15 protein-coding genes are annotated in these 19168 nt (G+C 71.9%); 9 read left to right on the top strand and 6 right to left on the bottom strand.

Annotated elements, in window-relative coordinates; genetic code table 11:
• Positions 1 to 11 precede the first annotated feature (11 nt).
• Positions 12 to 2015 carry an asparagine synthase (glutamine-hydrolyzing) gene (asnB, locus tag ACN27J_RS07840; RefSeq protein WP_421364805.1) on the bottom strand — a complete coding sequence of 668 codons (2004 nt, stop codon included), beginning with the start codon at positions 2013 to 2015 and terminating at the stop codon, positions 12 to 14.
• Between the two features lie 148 nt (positions 2016 to 2163).
• On the opposite strand from asnB, the gene ACN27J_RS07845 reads away from it, so the two are divergent.
• Positions 2164 to 3651, top strand: a complete 1488-nt coding sequence (locus tag ACN27J_RS07845) for an aminopeptidase P family protein (protein WP_421372147.1) — start codon at positions 2164 to 2166, stop codon at positions 3649 to 3651.
• A gap of 52 nt (positions 3652 to 3703) precedes the next feature.
• On the opposite strand, the gene pulA is transcribed toward ACN27J_RS07845, so the two are convergent.
• The 3 genes from pulA to ACN27J_RS07860 form a co-directional block, all read right to left on the bottom strand.
• On the bottom strand, positions 3704 to 9151 hold the full coding sequence (pulA, locus tag ACN27J_RS07850) for a pullulanase-type alpha-1,6-glucosidase (RefSeq protein WP_421364806.1): 5448 nt from the start codon (positions 9149 to 9151) through the stop codon (positions 3704 to 3706).
• A gap of 72 nt (positions 9152 to 9223) precedes the next feature.
• Entirely contained in the window at positions 9224 to 9880 is a 657-nt protein-coding gene (locus ACN27J_RS07855) for a cellulose binding domain-containing protein (protein WP_421364807.1), read from the bottom strand.
• Between the two features lie 175 nt (positions 9881 to 10055).
• Entirely contained in the window at positions 10056 to 10445 is a 390-nt protein-coding gene (locus tag ACN27J_RS07860) for a hypothetical protein (protein ID WP_278169872.1), read from the bottom strand.
• Positions 10446 to 10640: 195 nt separating this feature from the next.
• Between ACN27J_RS07860 and ACN27J_RS07865 the strand changes: the two genes are divergently transcribed.
• Both ACN27J_RS07865 and ACN27J_RS07870 read left to right on the top strand, forming a co-directional pair.
• Complete coding sequence (locus ACN27J_RS07865) at positions 10641 to 13436, top strand: aconitate hydratase (protein WP_421364808.1); 2796 nt, start codon at positions 10641 to 10643, stop codon at positions 13434 to 13436.
• A gap of 80 nt (positions 13437 to 13516) precedes the next feature.
• The gene (locus tag ACN27J_RS07870) at positions 13517 to 13762 is read left to right on the top strand and encodes a DUF2630 family protein (RefSeq protein WP_421364809.1); all 246 of its coding nucleotides are present in this window, start codon (positions 13517 to 13519) and stop codon (positions 13760 to 13762) included.
• Between the two features lie 26 nt (positions 13763 to 13788).
• On the opposite strand, the gene ACN27J_RS07875 is transcribed toward ACN27J_RS07870, so the two are convergent.
• A complete protein-coding gene (locus ACN27J_RS07875; RefSeq protein WP_123602392.1) occupies positions 13789 to 14433 on the bottom strand; it encodes an HAD family hydrolase in 645 nt (214 codons plus the stop codon).
• A 116-nt stretch (positions 14434 to 14549) separates the two neighbouring features.
• Here ACN27J_RS07875 and ACN27J_RS07880 point away from each other — a divergent pair, with 116 nt between their 5' ends.
• The 6 genes from ACN27J_RS07880 to mug all read left to right on the top strand — a co-directional run bounded on the left by ACN27J_RS07880 (position 14550) and on the right by mug (position 18836).
• Positions 14550 to 15131, top strand: a complete 582-nt coding sequence (locus ACN27J_RS07880) for a TetR/AcrR family transcriptional regulator (protein WP_281550382.1) — start codon at positions 14550 to 14552, stop codon at positions 15129 to 15131.
• An 89-nt stretch (positions 15132 to 15220) separates the two neighbouring features.
• Complete coding sequence (locus tag ACN27J_RS07885) at positions 15221 to 16099, top strand: TIGR04222 domain-containing membrane protein (RefSeq protein ID WP_421364810.1); 879 nt, start codon at positions 15221 to 15223, stop codon at positions 16097 to 16099.
• Positions 16100 to 16104: 5 nt separating this feature from the next.
• Complete coding sequence (locus ACN27J_RS07890) at positions 16105 to 16953, top strand: DUF692 domain-containing protein (RefSeq protein ID WP_421364811.1); 849 nt, start codon at positions 16105 to 16107, stop codon at positions 16951 to 16953.
• Positions 16950 to 17504, top strand: coding sequence for a hypothetical protein (locus tag ACN27J_RS07895; RefSeq protein ID WP_421364812.1), 555 nt, complete (start codon positions 16950 to 16952; stop codon positions 17502 to 17504). The genes ACN27J_RS07890 and ACN27J_RS07895 overlap by 4 nt, the downstream gene beginning before the upstream one ends.
• Positions 17495 to 18256, top strand: coding sequence for an SDR family oxidoreductase (locus ACN27J_RS07900; protein WP_421364813.1), 762 nt, complete (start codon positions 17495 to 17497; stop codon positions 18254 to 18256). The genes ACN27J_RS07895 and ACN27J_RS07900 overlap by 10 nt, the downstream gene beginning before the upstream one ends.
• 13 nt (positions 18257 to 18269) lie before the next feature.
• Complete coding sequence (gene mug, locus ACN27J_RS07905; protein ID WP_421364814.1) at positions 18270 to 18836, top strand: G/U mismatch-specific DNA glycosylase; 567 nt, start codon at positions 18270 to 18272, stop codon at positions 18834 to 18836.
• A 3-nt stretch (positions 18837 to 18839) separates the two neighbouring features.
• On the opposite strand, the gene ACN27J_RS07910 is transcribed toward mug, so the two are convergent.
• The gene (locus ACN27J_RS07910; RefSeq protein WP_421364815.1) at positions 18840 to 19151 is read right to left on the bottom strand and encodes a hypothetical protein; all 312 of its coding nucleotides are present in this window, start codon (positions 19149 to 19151) and stop codon (positions 18840 to 18842) included.
• Positions 19152 to 19168 lie beyond the last annotated feature (17 nt).

Below are 19168 nucleotides of genomic sequence, written 5' to 3' on the forward strand. Positions count from 1 at the left end.
ACCGCAGTGGGTCAGGCGACCATCGACCCGACCACCGGCTTGGTGAGCAGCGCCGACTGGTTGCGCCGGATCCCGGGGTCGAGCGAACGCTCCACGAAGATCGCGTGCCAGATGCAGAACACCAGCACCGTCCACACCTTGCGGGAGTGGTCGGCCTCCTCCCGCTTGTGCTCGTCGAGCAGCCGCATCGCGTACGACAGGTCGAGCAGGTCACCGGCGCCCGAGGTGGCGAAGATGTGCCGGGCCCACTCGTACATCTCGCCGCGCAACCACACCCGGGTCGGGGTCGGGAAGCCCAGCTTGCGGCGGTTCACGATGGCCGGCGGTACCACGCCCTGCAGGGCCTGGCGCATCGCGTACTTGGTGGCGTCGGAGCGGGGCGGCAGCCGTAGCTCCACCGGGATCTTCGCGGCTACGTCGAAGACCTCCTTGTCGAGGAACGGCACCCGCACCTCCAGCGAATGCGCCATCGAGATCCGGTCCGCCTTGACCAGGATGTCGCCGCGCAGCCAGGTGTACAGGTCGACGTACTGCATCTTGGTCACGTCGTCGAGCTCGGCGCATTCGGCGTAGATCGGCGCGGTCACGTCGGTGTAGCGCACCGACGGGTCGTAGCGACGCAGCAGGTGCCGCTTCTCCTCCTCGGTGAACATCCGCGCGTTGCCGTAGTAACGCTCCTCGATCGGGGTGGTGCCCCGCTCCAGGAAACTCTTGCCCTTGACCCCCTGTGGGATCACCTTCGAGACGGCACGCAGACCTTTCTGCATCGGATCCGGCAGTCCGTGCACCGCGCCCAGCGACAGCGGCTCGCGGTAGATGGTGTAGCCGCCGAAGAACTCGTCCGCGCCTTCGCCGGAGAGCACCACGGTCACGTGTTCGGCGGCCTTCTGCGCCACGAAGTACAGCGGCACCAGCGCCGGGTCGGCCACCGGGTCGTCCAGGTGCCAGACGATGCGCGGCAGCGCCTCCATCATGTCCTGCGGCCCGATCTTCGTCGGGATGGTGGTCACGTTCAGGTGTCGGGCCGAGTCCTGGGCGACCTCGATCTCCGAGTAGCCCGACACGTCGTACCCGACGGTAAAGGTCAGGATGTTCGGGTTGAACTCGCGGGCCAGCGCCACCACCGCGGTCGAGTCGATGCCGCTGGACAGGAACGCCCCGACCGGCACGTCGGCCCGCATGTGCATGCGTACGCTCTCCCGCAGCGTCTCGCGGATCTCGTCGTACAGCCGCTGCGGGTCGGGCGTCGGCGTCGGCCGGAAAATCGGCTGGTACCAGCGGCGGACCTGCACCCCGCCGGCCGGGTCCGGCGCCGGCCCACCGGTCGTCGGGTCCAGCGCCGGCGGCGACCAGGTCAGGCACTCCCCGGAGCCGATCCGGCTGATCCCGGAGTGCAGGGTGCGCGGCTCGGGCACGTACTGCAGGGTCAGATAGTGCGAAAGATTCGCGGTGTCCACCCCGGCGTCGCCGGCACCCGCGGCGGCGGAGAACGGCAGCAGCGCCTTCTTCTCCGAAGCCAGGTAGATGCCGTCCGGGGTGTGCAGGTAGTGCAGCGGCTTGATGCCGAAGTAGTCCCGGGCGCCGAACGCGCGACGCCGCTGCCGGTCCCAGATCACGAAGGCGAACATGCCGCGCAGCTTGTGCAGCACCTTCTCGCCCCAGTAGTGGTACCCGGCGACGATCACCTCACCGTCGCCGGCGGTGGCGAACTGCGCGCCGAACTCCCGGACCAGCTGGTCGCGCAGCTCGATGTAGTTGTAGATCTCGCCGTTGAAGGTGAGCAGGTAGCGGCCGTCGGCGTAGGCGAGCGGCTCCTGGCTGGACGCCACGTCGATGATGGCCAGCCGCTTGTGCGCGAACACCGCGTCCGCCCACCGGCCGGTCGGGTCGCCGATCACCTCCACGCCGGTCTCGTCCGGGCCACGGTGGTGCAGGCATTCCAACGCGTGGGCGATCGCGTCGCGGTGTGCGCCGGCGTCGCCGCGGGCGCTGAAAAAGGCCAGGAGTCCGCACATGGCAGACATCTTTTCACGTGCCGGTCACGCGGTACCGTCGAGTACGCCCAACCGTGGGGAGGACGCATTGACACAAGATCAGACCGAGGGCACGGCACCGGACCGGGCCGGAGCCACCGGCACCGAGACGGCCGCCACCGGCACCGAGATGACCGCCGAAGGCACCGAGACGACCGCCGAGGTTGTCGCCGAGCAGCCGCGCACCGAGTCGCACGACCCGGACTTCCCGGAGAAACTCCTGGAGTTCATGCGCACCGGCTGGCGCGACGACACGTTGCCGCTCGCCCCGCGTACCGAGGCACCGAACCACGCCCGCCGTCGCGCCGCCCTCGCCGACGCCTTCCCCGGCGAGACCCTGGTGGTGCCCACCGGCACCGAGAAGACCCGGGCCAACGACACCGACTACCCGTTCCGGCCGGGCAGCGACTTCGTCTACCTGACCGGTGACCACGATCCGGACAGCGTGCTGGTGCTGCACCCGACCGGGGACGGACACGACGCGGTGCTCTACACCCGGCAGCGGTCGTCGCGGGACAACGACGAGTTCTTCCGCAGCCGCGACGGCGAGTTGTGGGTGGGCCGGCGGCGCACCCTGGCGGAGAAGTCGACCGAGCTGGGTCTGCGTACAGCGCCGCTCAGTGAGCTGCCGCAGGCGCTGGCCGGGTCCGCGCCGGCCCGGACCCGGGTGCTGCGCGGCTTCGACCCGCGGGTGGACGCGGCGGTGCTGCCGTACGACAGCGGCGACGACGCCGGGGCCCGCGACCGTGAGCTGGCCACGGCGATCGCCGAGGCGAAGCTGGTCAAGGACGAATGGGAGGTCGCCCAGCTGCAGGCGGCGATCGACGCGACGGTCCGCGGCTTCGAGGACGTGGCCCGGGTGCTGCCGGCCGACCGGCCGGTCGCCGAGCGGCTGCTGGAAGGGGTCTTCGCGCTGCGGGCCCGGCACGACGGCAACGACGTCGGTTACGGTTCGATCGTCGGCGCGGGTGCGCACGCGACGATCCTGCACTGGGTCCGCAACGACGGCGTCACCCGTCCGGGTGAACTGCTGCTGATGGACATGGGCGTGGAGGGGCACCATCTCTACACCGCCGACGTGACCCGGACCCTGCCGGTGTCCGGCCGGTTCACCGCCCTGCAGCGCCAGGTCTACGACATCGTGTACGCCGCGCAGCAGGCCGGCATGGACTACATCAAGCCGGGGGTGAAGTTCAGCGACGTGCACCAGACCTGCATGCGGGTGCTCGCCGAAGGCCTGGCCGAGCTGGGCGTGCTGCCGGTCAGCGTGGACGAGGCGATGGACAAGGAGTCGACCGTCTACCGGCGGTGGACGCTGCACGGCTTCGGCCACATGCTCGGCCTCGACGTGCACGACTGCTCGTACGCCCGTAAGGAACGCTACCGCGACGGCGAGCTCGGCGAGGGGTACGTGCTGACCGTCGAGCCCGGCCTGTACTTCCAGCCGGAGGACGAGCTGGTGCCCGAGGAGCTGCGCGGCGTCGGCATCCGGATCGAGGACGACGTGCTGGTCACCGCCGCCGGGGCGGTGAACCTGTCGGCCGGGCTGCCCCGGCAGGCCGACGAGGTCGAGGCCTGGCTGGCGGCGCAGCGCGACGCCGGCCCCCGGCTGCCCTGACCCCGACGGCCCGACGCGGGTTCACCTGATCCGGTGCCGATCCGGTGGGCCGTCAGGTCGGCTGAACGAAGACCGCCACGGTACGCGGCGGCACGGTGAACGTGCCGGTGGCGGTGTCGAAGCTGGCCTGCCGGCTCACCGGGTCGGCCGACTCGCGCAGCACCGGGTGCAGTTCGACGGCGGCCCGGCGCAGCTCGGGCAGCCGCTGCCGGGCGGTCTGCGGAGTCGCGTTGAAGATCACCGTCACCGACCGCCACCGCCGGTCCAGGCCTGCGGAGCGCAGCCGCATGGTGATCACGCCGGGGGTCTCGGCCGGCCCGGCCAGCGGAAAGCTGACCCGCCGCTGCACCTCGCGGGCGGTGGACAGGGCGAACACCGGTGACGAGGTACGGATCCGCAGCAGTTCGGCGTACCGGGCGGCGGTCGCCTCGATCGTGGCGCAGTCCGGGACCAGCGCCGGATCGGCGAGCAGTGGGCCGGCGTACGGCCACTTGTCGGCGTTGTCGGCGGCCGGCGGCAGCCCCGCACCGAAGCCGTTGCCGGCTTCGCAGTCCCAGCGGATCTGGTTGAACCAGTCCCCCGAGTTGTACGAGTTGCGGTCCAACGACTTGGACCGCAGCCGTTCGCTGCCGGCGGTGACGAACCCGGTGCCCTGGGCAAAGATCACCGTTGACAGGGCAAGCACCTGGGCCCGGGACCGGTCGGCGGTCGACGTACCGGCCGGCAGCTTGTACGCCAGCGCGTCGTAGAGGATCTCGTTGTCGTGCGCGTCGACGTAGGTCACCGCCTCCCCCGGTGCCGCCGTGTAGCCGGCCGGTGAGCCGTTGTAGTCGACGTCGGCACCGGTCACCCGGTCGCCGCTGGCAGCGGTGAACGAGTACCCGGCCAGGTTGCCGGTCAGCCCGACCTTGATCAGGTCCTGCTGCTGGCGCAACCGGGTCTGCTGCTCGGCGCGGCTGCCGTTGACCGGATCCCCGTTCGGGTCGGTGAACAGGCCGGTGGCGAAGCCCTGCACCCGGGGGTTGGCGTCGAACGGGCCGCCGCCGCGTACCGCGTCGCGTAGCCGGTCGGTGAACGTACCGATCCCGGTGCCGGCCATGTTGGCCTGGGTGGCCTGGACGAAGCGGGCGTCGCCGGCGACCTCGCCGAAGTCCCAGCCCTCGCCGTAGAGCAGGATGTTGCGGCCGTCGACGCCGTCGCGGGCCAGCGTCAGCCGGTCCAGTGCCGCTCGGACCGCCAGGATGTTGGCCTTCGGGTGGTGGCCCATCAGGTCGAACCGGAAACCGTCTACCTTGTACTCTTTGGCCCAGGTGACCACCGAGTCGACGACCAGCCGGCCCATCATGGCGTGTTCCGGGGCGGTGTTGGCGCAGCAGGTGGAGGTGGCGACGGTGCCGTCGTCGAGCAGCCGGTGGTAGTAGCCGGGGACGATCTGGTCGAGCACCGAGTGCCGGTCCACGCCGGCCGCCAACGTGTGGTTGTAGACCACGTCGAGCACCACCCGCAGCCCGGCGGCGTTGAGCCCGGCGACCATCTGGCGGAACTCGCCGGTGCGGGCGGCACCGTCCGGGTCGGTGGCGTAGCCGCCCTCCGGCACCGTGTAGTGCAGCGGGTCGTAGCCCCAGTTGTAGCCGTCACGGTCGGCCACGGCGGCGACGCACTCCTGCTGGCGGGGTGAGTCGGCCGGCAGCGCGGCCAGGTCACAGTCCGGCTCGGCCTGCTCGGCGCGGCGTTCCGGGATGGTGGCGAAGTCGAAGGTCGGCAGCAGGTGCAGGTGGGTGACGCCGGCGTCGGCCAGCGACCGCAACTGCCGCATCCCGGTGCTGTCCGGGTCGGTGAACGCCAGGTAGGTGCCGCGCCGGGCGGCGGGGACGCTGTCGTCGGCGATGGAGAAGTCGCGGACCGACACTTCCTGGATCTGGGTCCGACCGGCCGGCACCGCCGCCGGTTTGCGTAGCCGCGTCCAGCCGTCCGGGCTCAGCGCCGGGTCGTCGAGGTCGACGATCAGGCTGTGCGTGGAGTCGGCGGCCAGGGCCACCGCGTACGGGTCGGTGACCGAGGCGGTCACCATCCGCCCGGCGGCCGGCTGCCAGGCGTCGACCCGGTAGCGGTAGTAGCGGCCGGACCAGGACGGTTCACCGCGTACCGACCACACGCCGGTGCGGTCGTCGCGGCGCATCGCCACGGTCTGCGGCTCGACGGTCGGCGTGTCGAACAACTCCAGCGCGACGGTACGGGCGGTCGGCGCCCAGACCGACAGGGTGGGCCGCCGGCCGGTGAAGGTGACCCCGAGCGGGGCTTTCGTCGCGGCGGCGTACAGGTCGTCGAGCACGCCGGGCGTCTGCACGCCGGTGACGGCCAGCAGGTTGCCCTCATGGTCGCGTTCGGTGACCGCGACCTGGCCGCGCAGCGCGGCGGCGAGCGTCGCCCGGTCCCGGGCGTCGACGGTGAAGGCGCGGTGCGCCCACAGGTGCGGGAACGCGGCCCGCTGGGCCTCGGTGAGCCCGTTGCGCCGCGCGGTCAGCGGGATCGACCGATGGTCGCCGACGAGGTCGTCACCGTCGACCCGCAGCCCGCCGTCGGGTGCCCAGACCAGGTCGTAGCGTCTGCCGTCCGTCGGTCCGGTGGCCCAGGCCACGGTGGACCGGTCGATCCAGTAGGCCCGCTGAGCGGTCAGGTCGAGATCGCGTCCGGCGCCGGCGGGTGCCGGTGGCAGCAGCCGCTGCGGGTCACCGGCGAGCAGCCACACCTCGCGGCCGGCGGCGGCGAAGTCGAGCCGCTGGTCGGTCGGCAGGTCCTTGTCGTCTCCCCGGTGGACGATGTAGCTCAGCCCGGTCGCGCCGTCGGTCAGCGGCACCCGGAAGGTGACGCCGTAGTCGTCCCGGTCGGCGGGCGGCAGCGGCTCGGCCCAGTCGGTGGGGGTGGCGGCGCCGTCCCAGACGTGCAGCCCCCAGCCGGTGTAGTCGCCGTCGGCGCGGCGGTAGTGCAGCACTGCGACACCGTCGTCGACCGGCGGATCGTCCTCGCCGGTGGCGTCGCGGCGGGTCGGGTAGAGCGCCGGGTCGCCCTGCTTGACCCACACCTCGCCGGTGGCGCTCACGTCGACGGTCCGGTCGACGTCGATGTCCTTCGTGCCGTCGGCGTCGACGACGAGGAATCCCACCGACTTCGCGCCGGGGGCGAGCTTCACCCAGGCGAACCGTCCGTAGCTGTCCTCACCGGCGAACGGTTGGCCGGTCGGCCAGCTGGTCTGCCAGTCGGGGTCGATGTCGCCCCAGGTGTACAGGCCCCAGTCGGGGTAGTCGCCGTCGGGTCGCTGGTAGTGCACGACCAGCCAGTCGCGGGCGTCACCGGAGCGCGGGGTGCCGACCACGGCGGTGGTCCTGGCGGTGGCGGTCCGGTGTCTGCTGTCGCGCACCACCGCCTTGTACTCGATCCGGGTGCCGCCGGCCAACCCGGCGAGGTCGTGGTGCACCTGGTACGGCGCGTGCCGGGCCCGGCCGAGCACGGTCCACTTGCCGTCGCCGACCCGGGCGGCGACGGTGACCTCGGCCAGCGGGTCACCGGTCACCTCGGCGGTGACGGCGGCCCGGGTGGCGACGGCGGCACCGTCGGCCGGGGCGGTGATCGAGATCGACGGTACGCCGGCCGGTGTCGGGATAGGGGTGCCGGCCCGGTGCACCAGCGAGGACAGCGCCGGCACGGTGACCGTGATCCGCCCGGCGGCGTCGGCGTGGACCGGCCGGTGCCCGCCGTACACGCCGGTGAACGTGGCACCGGGTGACCAGGTGTCGACGGTGACCTGCTGGGCGGTGGTGGCGTTGTTGACCGCGACGACGTACTCGACGCGCTCGGCCGGGTCGACGCGGGAGAAGGCGAAAACCCCGGGGCCGTCGGCGGCGTACCGGGTGACCTGGATGCCGTCGCGCAACGCCGGGTGGCCGGCGCGCAGCGCGCCGAGCTTGGCGATGCCCCGGTAGAGCGGGTGGTCGCGGTCGAACTGGTCGTCGGCGTGGGTGCGGTCGGTGCCGAGCAGGTCGTCGTCGAGGTAGTCGGCGACCCGGGAGCCGAACATCGTCTGCCGGGCGTCCTTGTCTCCGCCGGCGCCGGTGAAGCCCTGCTCGTCACCGGAGTAGATCACCGGCTGGCCCCGGGTGAGGAACATCAGTTCGTGGGCGAGCAGGTCGCGACGCAGGTGGCTGGCCGGGTCGGTGCCACCGTCGGCGATGATCGTGCCGATCCGACCCATGTCGTGGTTGCCGAGGAAGGTGGGCAGCCGGCCGGCGTCGGTGTCCCGGGCGGTGTACAGCGGGTCGGCGGCGTACAGCTCGGCCAGGGCGGCGGCGGGCCCGCCGTCGGCGACGTACGACCGGGTGGCCTCCTGGAAGCCGAAGTCCAGGGTGGCCGGTAGCCCACCGCGGCGGACGTAGGTCGAGGTGACCTCGGCGTCGGCGGAGTAGACCTCGCCAAACATGAAGAAGTCGGGGTGCCCGGCGCGTCGGGCGGCGTCGTCGATGCCCCGGCTGAACTGCGGCCAGAAGTCGAGGTTGACGTGTTTGACGGTGTCCAGCCGGTAGCCGTCCACCCCGGTGGCACGGATCCAGTCGGCGAAGATCTTCGTCATGCCGCGGACCACCTCCGGCCGTTCGGTCCACAGGTCGTCGAGGCCGAAGAAGTCACCGTACTCGCTGTTCTCGCCGGCGAAGGTGCTGTCGCCCCGGTTGTGGTACATGGTCGGGTCGTTCAGCCAGGCCGGGACCTTGACCCGCGCGTCGGCGGGGTCGACAACCGGGGTGTACGGGAACGCGTCGGTGTCGACGTCGGGGAACGCGCGGCTGCCGTCGGCGTGGTTGCGGTCGTCGAACGGCCGGCCGGCGGCGTCGCGGTACGGCTCGGTGGCCTTGTCGACGTAGCTGTAGCTGTCCTCGGCGTAGGAGATGACGTCGGCGGTGTGGTTGACGATGACGTCCAGATAGATCTTGATGCCGCGTCGGTGGGCGAGGTCGACGAGCCGTTTGAGGTCGGCGGTGCTGCCGAAGTGCGGGTCGACCTGGGTGAAGTCGGTGATCCAGTATCCGTGGTAGCCGGCCGACACGTCGTCGCCGCTGCCCTGCACCGGTCGGTTGACGAAGACCGGGGCGAGCCAGATGGCGGTGGTGCCCAGGCCCTGGATGTAGTCCAGGTTGTCGATCACACCCTGCAGGTCGCCGCCCTGGTAGAAGCCCTTGTCGGTGGGGTCGTGACCGGTGGTGAGCCGGTCGCCGGTCAGCCCGCCCCGGTCGTTGCCCGGGTCGCCGTTGGCGAACCGGTCCGGCAGCAGGAAGTAGAACTGTTCGGCGCCGCTGGCGGTCCCGGTAGACGCGGTCCCGGTGGGTGCGGCACCGGTGGGTGCGGCACCGGCCGCCGGTGCCGGGACGCCGGCCAGGGTGGCGGCGAGGACGGCGGCGAGAGCGTACGGCGCCAGGCGGGACGCACGGGTGCGGACGGGTGCGGCTTCCATCGACAGCCTTCCGTTGACGATGAGCGCACGCTAACCCTTGCTGCAAGATTCTGCAATATCTTGCAGGCGTGGTCAGTCCAGATCGCAGGGCGCCCCGTTGGCCAGGCAGTGCTGCGGGGTGGTGCCGCGACCATGGCGTTCGAAGTGGAACCGTAACGGCACGGACGAACGGGCCCCGACCGGCACCGAACTGGTGAAGACATACTCCCGGCCGGACCGGCGCACAGTCGCCTGCGGCGCGCCTTCCACCCAGGCTGCGTACAGCCGGCCGACGTTGTCCGGGAACCGCACGGTGACGGTCCAGTCACGATCGCGCCGCGAGGTGTTCACCACCAGCACCTCGGCGATGAACCCGTCGCCGAACTGCTGGAGCACCCGGTAGCGGCCGACCACGTCGGGATCGGCCGGCGGCGCCGGGGTGCGGGGCGGGGCAGGCTTCGTGGCGCGCGGCGGCTCGACCGGCCGGTGGGTCGGACCGGCCGGCGACGGCGGCATGGCAGCCGAAGTGGATGGTGCCGGCGAGGAGGGTGCGGGTCGCAGGACCGCCTCACCGGACGGCGGCGGGGCGGCGGCGACAAGCTGGCCGCCGGTGTTCACCGCCGGCGGGCTCGCGGCGACCCGCGGTTCAGGCTCGGGCTCTGACTCGGGGACCACGGTCGGCGGTGGCTCACCGATCGCCCGGGTCTGCATGGGCACGCAACCGGCAGCCACCAGAAAGATGACCACCATGACAGCTAGTCCACTCAGGACGACTACCCATGGTGCCAGGACGATCACGGTGGAAGGGGTCCAGGCGGTGCGCGCGGCGTGCCTGCCGTCCACGTTGGCCCCCTTTTTCGCACCGGCGTCCCGCGGAAGAGTAGCGATTCCGACCCGCAGTGCAAAAGGCCCAGTTACTGACTAGTTAGTCGAGTGGGGTAACAGTACAGATACGCACCGCGTCGCGACCAAGCCGCAACAGATAGTGGAATCGCTGACCGGGCACCGACCGCCCGTCGGCGTCGAGGTACTCCCACTCCACCTCGACCGCCACCAACGTCATGCTCACCTGCTGGACCTGGTGGAAGCGGGCGTGCGACGCGACGATCCGCCGTTGGGCGTAGTCGGGCGCGGCGCCGACGAAGGACAGCGCCACCGCCGCCGGCGAGGAGAACGCGAAGCTGTAGGCATCGGCGACGACCATCGCCGGCGACGCGAAGCAGTCCGCGATACCGGGCACATCGCCGGCGGTGATCGCCGCGCCGTACCGGTCGAAGAAGCCGGCGAGCGTGTCGAGGTCGGTCGAGGTGTCCACGAGACCGCAGTGCCCGGTGGGACCGGTCGACAAACCCGTCCCGGAAGCCGGTACCCGGGTTGCAGCAATAGCAAGACGGACGTACGGTTTTGTTGCGAGCCGCGCTCCGGGTAAGTGTTACCTCACCCCAACGCCGCGGTAATCCGTACGAAAGACTGCCAGGACGACCAGGGACACAGCGGTAAGGAGTCCGACGTGGCGAGCCTCGACACCTTCGGTGCGAAGAGCCAGCTGCGCGTCGCCGACGCGAGCTACGAGATTTTCAAGATCAACACAGTGGCGGGTCACGAGCACCTGCCGTACAGCCTGAAGATCCTGCTGGAGAACCTGCTCCGCACCGAGGACGGGGCCAACGTCACCGCAGAGCAGATCCGGGCACTCGGGTCCTGGGACCCGACCGCCGAGCCGAGCGTCGAGATCCAGTTCACCCCGGCCCGGGTCCTGATGCAGGACTTCACCGGCGTCCCCTGCGTGGTCGATCTCGCCACCATGCGGGAGGCCGTCCGCGACCTCGGCGGCGACCCGACCAAGGTCAACCCGCTCGCCCCGGCCGAGCTGGTCATCGACCACTCGGTCATCGCCGACCTGTTCGGCCGCGAGGACGCGTTCGCCCGCAACGTCGAGCTGGAGTACGGCCGCAACAAGGAGCGCTACCAGTTCCTGCGCTGGGGCCAGACCGCGTTCAACGAGTTCAAGGTCGTACCGCCCGGTACCGGCATCGTGCACCAGGTCAACATCGAGTACCTGGCCCGTACGATCATGGAGCGCAACGGGCAGGCCTACCCGGACACCGTCGTCGGCACCGACTCGCACACCACGATGGTCAACGGGCTGGGCGTCGTGGGCTGGGGCGTCGGCGGCATCGAGGCGGAAGCCGCCATGCTCGGCCAGCCGGTCAGCATGTTGATCCCCCGGGTCGTCGGGTTCAAGCTGTCCGGCGAGGCACCCGCTGGCACCACCGCCACCGACCTGGTGCTCACCATCACCGAGATGCTGCGCCAGCACGGCGTGGTCGGTAAGTTCGTCGAGTTCTACGGACCTGGCGTCAGCGCCGTACCGTTGGCCAACCGGGCCACCATCGGCAACATGTCGCCCGAGTACGGCTCCACCGTCGCGATTTTCCCGATCGACGGGGAGACCATCAACTACCTGCGGCTCACCGGTCGCGACGACGCCCAGGTCGCGCTGGTCGAGGCGTACGCCAAGGAACAGGGCCTGTGGCACGACCCGGCTGCCGAACCGCACTACTCGGAGCGGCTCGAGCTCGACCTGTCGACCATCGAACCGTCGCTGGCCGGGCCGAAGCGCCCGCAGGACCGGGTGCCGCTGGGCAGCGCCAAGACCATGTTCCGCTCGGCGCTGACCGACTACGTCGCCGACGACCACACCCCGTCCGTGGCCGGCCCGGCCGACGAGGCCAGCGTCGACTCCTTCCCGGCCAGCGACCCGCCGGCCGCCGACGGCGCCGACGACCCGGCCGACAAGCCGCACGAGCTGATCAGCGCCTCGGTCGGCGCCGGTGGGCGGGCCAGCAAGCCGGTGCAGGTGACCGGTGCCGACGGCGCCCGGTTCGAGCTGGATCACGGGGCCGTGGTGATCGCGGCGATCACCTCCTGCACCAACACCTCCAACCCGCAGGTGATGCTCGGTGCCGCGCTGCTGGCCCGCAACGCCGTCGACCGGGGGTTGACCCGCAAGCCGTGGGTGAAGACCACCCTGGCACCTGGTTCCAAGGTCGTCATGGACTACTACGAGCGGGCCGGCCTCACCCCGTACCTGGAGAAGCTCGGCTTCCACCTGGTCGGCTACGGCTGCACCACCTGCATCGGCAACTCCGGCCCGCTGCCCGAGGAGATCTCCGCCGCGGTCAACGAACACGACCTGACCGTGGTGTCGGTGCTGTCCGGCAACCGCAACTTCGAGGGCCGGATCAACCCGGACGTCAAGATGAACTACCTGGCCTCACCGCCGCTGGTCGTCGCGTACGCCCTCGCCGGCACGATGGACATCGACCTGGCCAATGAGCCGCTGGGCACCGGGTCCGACGGCCAGCCGGTGTTCCTGCGCGACATCTGGCCCAGCAACGCCGAGATCGAACAGGTCCGGGCCAGTGCGATCGGTGCCGCCGGGTTCGGCGCCGCGTACGCCGACGTGTTCGCCGGCGACGACCGCTGGCAGTCGCTGCCCACCCCGACCGGCGACACGTTTACCTGGGCAGACGAGTCGACCTACGTCCGTAAGCCCCCGTACTTCGAGGGCATGGCGCCGACGCCGCAGCCGGTGACCGACATCGCCGGCGCCCGGGTGCTGGCCAAGCTCGGCGACTCGGTGACCACCGACCACATCTCGCCGGCCGGGGCGATCAAGCCGGACTCCCCCGCCGGGCGCTACCTCAGTGAGCACGGCGTCCCCCGGCACGAGTTCAACTCGTACGGGTCGCGGCGCGGCAACCACGAGGTGATGATCCGCGGCACCTTCGCCAACATCCGGCTGCGCAACCAGCTGGTGCCGGGCGTCGAAGGCGGCTTCACGGTCAACCATCTGACCGGTGAGCAGACCAGCATCTACGACGCGTCGGTGGGGTACGCGCAGGCCGGCGTGCCGTTGGTGGTGCTGGCCGGCAAGGAGTACGGCTCCGGTTCGTCGCGGGACTGGGCGGCCAAGGGCACCATGCTGCTCGGCGTACGGGCGGTCATCGCCGAGTCCTACGAGCGGATCCACCGCTCCAACCTGATCGGCATGGGGGTGCTGCCGTTGCAGTACCCGGCCGGGCAGGACGCCGCCTCCCTCGGGCTCACCGGCACCGAGACGATCGACATCGTCGGGGTGACCGCGCTCAACGACGGCGCCACTCCGCGTACGGTGACCGTGCGCACCGACACCGGTGTCGAGTTCGAGGCCGTGGTCCGGATCGACACCCCGGGCGAGGCCGACTACTACCGGCACGGCGGCATCCTGCAGTTCGTGCTGCGCAAGATGCTGGCCAGCTGATCCGGTCACGGATGAACGGCGGCGGTGGGTGGTGACCGGTCCGGTCACCACCCACCGCCGTGTTGTGCCAAGCTCGGACCATGGACGACAGGACCCTGCTGGCCCGGATCCAGGAACTGGTCGACGAGGAGCACGAGCTGCGTGGCAGGTTCGCCGCCGGGCAGCTCTCCGCGGACGAGGAGCACGCCCGACTGGGCGCGCTGGAAGAGGCGCTCGACCAGTGCTGGGACCTGCTGCGTCGCCGCCGGGCCGCCCGGAACGTCGGCGGCGACCCGGACGCCGTCCAGCCACGGCCCACCGGTGAGGTGGAGGGTTACCTGCAGTAGTACCCGAGGCCGCAGGCAGCCGCAGATCAGCCGGCCAGCACCGCGGCCACGGCCGGGATCACGCCGGACGCTTCCCGGGTCGGCGCGTACCGCTCGTCCAGCCAGTTGCGGCCCCGGTGCAGCCAGACGCTGGGCAGTCCGGTCGCGGCGGCCCCGCCGATGTCGGCCTCCGGGCTGTCACCCACCATCCAGGCGCCGCGTAGCCGCATCCGGACGCTCTGCGCGGCCAGCGCGAAGATCCTCGGGTTGGGTTTGCTGACCCCGGCGGCCTCCGAGATCACCCAGTCGGCCACGTACCGGTCCAGGCCGGTCCGGCGGATCTTCGCCTCCTGCTGGCGGGCCGTCCCGTTGGTGACTATCACCGGCACCCAGCCGGCGTCCCGGGCGATCGCCAATGAACAGGCGACCAGCGGATCCAGTCGGGTGTGCCGCACGACGCCGTCGTGCAGCTCCTCGACCAGGTCGACCGACGACGACCGGAGCCGATACCGCTCCCGGAGCGCGTCGGCCAGATCCCACCGGTCGGTCAGCCCGTCGGCATCGACGGAGACCAGCCAGTCGATGTCGTCTCGTGGGGCACCGACCGAGTCCAGGAATTCCTGACCCCACACACGGAACGCCCCGGCCCGGTCGAGCAGGGTGTTGTCCAGATCCAGGAGCAGGAGTGGCACGGGCGCACCTTACGCGACACCGTATGGCGGGGAACAGTCCCAGAATGTAAACGAGTGCCGGTAGCAAGCCGTACGTACGGCTTGCTACCGCTCTGCCCACCTGACACGATCACATCATGCCCCGGGTGAGCCAGATCCAGCTCGACGCACGCCGCCAGGAGATCCTCGCCGCCGCCCGGGTCTGCTTCGCCCGGCACGGGTACGAAGGTGCCACCGTCCGCCGGCTGGAGGAGGCCACCGGGCTGTCCCGAGGAGCGATTTTCCACCATTTCCGGGACAAGGACTCACTGTTCCTGGCCGTCGCAGAGGACGACGCGGCCGCGATGGTCGAGACGGTGGCCCGCAACGGCCTGGTCCAGGTGATGCGCGATCTGCTCACCCGGGCCGACTCCCCGGACACCGCCGGCTGGCTGGGCAGCCAGCTCGAAGTGTCCCGGCGGCTGCGTACCGACCCGGACTTCGCCCGGCGCTGGGCCGCCCGGTCGGCGGCGATCGCCGAGGCGACCCGGGAACGGCTCGGCCGCCAACGCGACGCCGGCGTGCTGCGCGACGACGTACCGATCGACGTCCTGGCGCGGTTCCTGGAGCTGGCCTACGACGGGCTGGTGCTGCAGCTCGCGATGGGACGGCCGGGCAGCGACCTCGGCGCCGTCCTCGACATCGTCGAGGAGGCGGTACGTCGTCCTCCGCCACGCTGACCGGTGGCACGGCCGTCCCACAATAGGGGCCACCGTCAGCGCGGGAGCGTCGGCGACCCGACGCCCGCCCCCAGCAACCGAGGAGACCCATGACGCCCGGTGAAACCTGGGGCATCCCCGGCCCCACCTTCCTCGCCGTCTTCGGCCTGACCGCACTGGTACTCCTCGTCGCCAACCTCGGCTACCGGCGGATCGCGCTCGCCGGGCACGGCGGCCGCACCGGATCACTCGGCGGCGCCGAGGTCGCGTACCTCAACGGCGGGGGCCGGTTGGCTGTGTACGCCAGCCTGGCGGCGTTGCGCTCGGCAGGCAGCGTCGACGTCGGCACCCGCGGTACGTTGCGGGCCGCCGGTCCACTGCCGACCGGTGCCGGGCAGCTCGACCAGGCGGTCCACCACGCCGCGCAGCGCCAGGTACGGGTCCGCGACCTGCAGACCGACCAGTGGGTCACCGACGCGCTGCACCGGATGCGCGACGGCCTGGTCTGCGCCGGCCTGGCCATCGGCGACGGCCAACGCCGTACCGCCCGGCTGCTCGCCGGCACGGTCGGGATCCTCGCCGCCGTCGGTGTGCTGCGGGTGTTCGCCGGCGCCGCGAACAACCGGCCGGTCGGCTACCTGGTGCTGATGCTCGCGGTCACCGTGCCGGTGGCGCTGGTGCTGTTCTTCTCGGTGCCACGCCGCACCCGGGCCGCCAATCGCCTCCTCACCAAACTGCGCAGCCAGTACCGTCACCTCTCGCCGACCCTGCGGCCGGCCCCCGCGACGTACGGTGTCGCCGGCGCGGCGATGGGGGTCGGCGTTTTCGGGGCAGCGTCGTTGTGGGCCATGGACCCGGCGTTTGCGGGGACCGCGGAGATCCAGCGGGTGAGCGCCGGCACCGGGTCCTCCGGTTGGGGCGGTGACAGCGGCGGTGACGGAGGCGGCGGCTGCGGTGGTGGCGGCTGCGGTGGCGGCTGCGGCGGATGAGCCCGATGTCCGCCACCGCCTGGCCGGTCAACCCCGACAGCGGGCTCGGGGTCGGCCTCGGCTGGCGGCCGGAGATCTCGGGATTCGTCGATGAATTGCCCGGATTGCGCTTCTGCGAGGTGATCGCCGAGTCCGTCGACCCCGGCCGGCCACTGGACGACGGGCTGCGCCGGCTACGTGAGCGGGGGGTGACCGTCGTGGCGCACGGCGTACGGCTGTCCCTCGGCGGCGCCGAACCGGTCGAGCAGCACCGAGTCGACCGGCTCGCGGGCGTCGCCGAACTGCTCGGCGCGCCACTGGTCAGCGAACACATCGCCTTCGTCCGGGCCGGCGGGGTCGAGGCCGGGCATCTGCTACCGCTGCCCCGCACCTGGGCGGCGGTCGACACGGTCGTCGGCAACGTCCGGCGGGTGGCCGCCGAGCTGCCGGTGCCGGTCGCGCTCGAACCGATCGCCGCGGTGTTCGACTGGCCCGACGACGAGCTCGACGAAGCCGACTTCGTCAGCGAGATCGTCGAGCGCTCCGGTGCGCTGCTGCTGTTGGATGTCGCGAACGTCTATGCCAACGCCCGCAACCGGGGCGACGACCCGGTCGCCCTGCTCGACCGGCTGCCGCTGGAACGCATCGCGTACGTGCACGTCGCCGGCGGTGCCGCCGACCGGGACGGGATCTACCACGACACGCACACCGACCCGGTCCCAGCCGAGGTGCTGCAGCTGCTCGCCGAGCTGTGCGCCCGGCGGCGGCCACCAGCGGTGCTGCTGGAGCGGGACGGGCACTATCCGCCGGGCGAGGTGCTGCGCGCCGAGTTGGACTCCATCGCGGCGGCTGCCGGGCTGGACCGGATCACGTGACCGGACGGGTGTCGTCCGGCGCTGGTTCCGACCCCCGTGCCGAGCTCGCCGCCGCCCGACGGGCGGAGCTCGCCGCTGCTCGGCAGGCGGAGCTCGCCGCTGCCCAGCGTGCACTGGTCGCATCCCTCGTCGACGGCGCCGATCCGCCACCCGGATTCGACCCGCACCGGCTGGCGGTCGCCCGTACCGCGTTGGCCCGCAAGCGGGCCGGCGAGGTGGCCCGGCACTGGCCGCTGCTGGCCGCCTCGCTGGGTGACGCCTGGCCGGCCGCGTTCGTCCGCTGGGCAACCGGCCGGCGACCGGCGGGCGGGCTGAGTGACGGTTGGGACTTCGCCCGGGCGCTGGCCGCCGACAACCGTCTGCCGGGCCTGGCCATGGCGGAGCTGGCCGGCCGGGAGGTCGGCTGGTGCTACGACGGGGCGTCGGTTCCCCGCCGACGCCGGCTTCCGGCGGTACGCCGGCTGCCCGGTGGGTGGGCGGTCCAGGTCGGCGGTCGGGTACGGACGTTCGGCGGCGTCGCGGCATGCGGCAGGATCGGGCCATGGATCTAGGCCTCGAAAACCGGGTGTACGTGCTCACCGGCGCGTCCCGTGGACTCGGCTACGCCACCGCCGCCTGTCTGGTCGCCGACGGGGCGCGGGTGGTGCTCGCCGCCCGGGACACCGCCAGAGTGACGGCGGCGGCGCAACGTCTCGGCGGCCCGCAGCATGCGGTCGCGGTCAGCGCCGACCTGGGCGAGCCGGGCTGCGCGGCACGCCTGGTCGCGACGGCCCAGGAGCACTTCGGCCGGCTCGACGGGGCGTTGATCTCGGTCGGCGGGCCGAAACCCGGTCCCAGCCACGCGGTCAGCGACGAACAGTGGCGGGCGGCGTTCGACACGGTATTCGTCGGCACGGTACGGGCGGTGCGGACCGTCGCCGACGCGCTACCCGCCGGCGGGGCGGTCGCCGTGGTGCTGTCGACGTCAGCCCGGATGCCGCTGCCCGGACTGGGCATCTCCAACGGCCTGCGGCCCGGGCTTGCGGCGGTCGCCAAGGAGCTCGCCGACGGCTACGCCGGCCGGGGCGTCCGGGTGGTCAGTCTGCTGCCCGGCCGGATCATGACCGACCGCAACGTGGAACTCTTCGCCGCGACCGACGATCCGCAGCAGGCCCGGGCCGAGGCCGAGGCCGACATCCCGCTCGGCCGGCTGGGCGAGCCGGCGGAGTTCGGCCGAGTGGCGGCGTTCGTCCTGTCCCCGGCGGCGAGCTATCTGACCGGCATCACGCTGCCCGTCGACGGCGGCGCGCTGCCCTGCCCCTGACCGGCTTCCCGGCGTGTCCACCGACCGGGTCACGATGGCGCAGCTCCTGGCCGACGCTGTCGGCCGTACCCTGCCCGACGTCGTCGGACCCGACCTCGACGTGCTGTTCTGCGGGATCAATCCGAGCCTGTACTCCGCCGCCGTCGGCCACCACTTCGCCCGCCCGGGCAACCGGTTCTGGCCGACACTGCACCGGTCCGGCTTCACGCCCCGGCGGCTCGACCCCAGCGAGGACCATCTGCTGCCGGGGTTCGGGCTGGGCGTGACGAACCTGGTCGCCAGGGCGACGGCGCGGGCCGACGAACTCTCGGCGCCGGAGCTGGTCGCCGGAGGCGCGCGGCTCGTCCGGTTGGCCGCCGCGTGCCGACCCCGGTGGATCGCCGTGGTCGGGGTGACCGCGTACCGGCTGGCGTTCGGCCAGCCACGGGCGCTCGTCGGACCCCGACCCGAGCAGCTCGGCGGTGCGAGGCTCTGGGTGCTGCCCAACCCGAGCGGGCTCAATGCCCACTACCAGCTCGACCGGCTCGTCGCCGAGTTCGACCGGCTGCGGCAGGCGGTGGCGGCCGGACCGCCACGATAGCGACTACTGGTGGCGGGCCATCCGCTCGCGGATCAGCTGACCGAACAGGCCGGCCGGTTGTCCGCAGTCGAGACACTGAAGACCTTCGTCGAGACGTGGCCCCCCGCACTGGGCGCACCGGCCCCGGTCGCGGGGATCGTGGTACGACCGCAGGGCGGTGCAGAGCGCGGCAGCCACCGACTCGGACAGTACGACGGGGTCGGCGTCGCCGACGCGGAGCGCCACGCCAGCCGACCGGACCGGTGCCGGATCGAGCGCGGCCAGCCGCGCAGCGAACTCGTGCAGTGCCGCCGCGACCTCAACCTCCAGCTCCACCGGCCCAGCGTAGTCGA

The organism is Solwaraspora sp. WMMB762 (genome assembly GCF_049179115.1).
GTDB lineage: Bacteria > Actinomycetota > Actinomycetes > Mycobacteriales > Micromonosporaceae > Micromonospora_E.